The 348-nt window shown below is 62.9% G+C and carries 1 protein-coding gene; it reads right to left on the reverse strand.

What is annotated here, in order from left to right; all coding sequences use genetic code 11:
- The coding region (locus tag J0A65_RS26615; RefSeq protein WP_206597178.1) for a ferric reductase-like transmembrane domain-containing protein at nt 1–348 on the reverse strand (348 nt) is incomplete at both ends.

Below are 348 nucleotides of genomic sequence, written 5' to 3' on the forward strand. Positions count from 1 at the left end.
TTCCACTTGCGCCCCAGCTTTCTGATGCTGAAACGGTTGGAGGTCACGGCCAGTGCCAGCAAGCCAAGAAACGCCAGCGCACCGACAATGATGTATGGGCGCTCGTAGAGATCGCGCAGCACCAGATCCAGACGCAGCCCGGCAATGAACAAGACGTACCCCGAAAGATGCAGGGTGACATAGGCGAAGCACCACAGGCCGAGCTGGCGGCGCACGGCGATCCATCCCCCCCAGCGGCTGAGCTGCTGCAGGGGGGTCATGGCCAGTGTGATCAGCAGCAGAATCAGAGCACCCAGCCCCAGGTTGTCCACCAGGGTCTTGCCGGGATCAGGCCCGAGCAGGCCGAAC

Origin of the sequence: Bowmanella yangjiangensis (genome assembly GCF_017255015.1) — a bacterium.
Taxonomy (GTDB): Bacteria; Pseudomonadota; Gammaproteobacteria; order Enterobacterales; family Alteromonadaceae; genus Bowmanella; species Bowmanella yangjiangensis.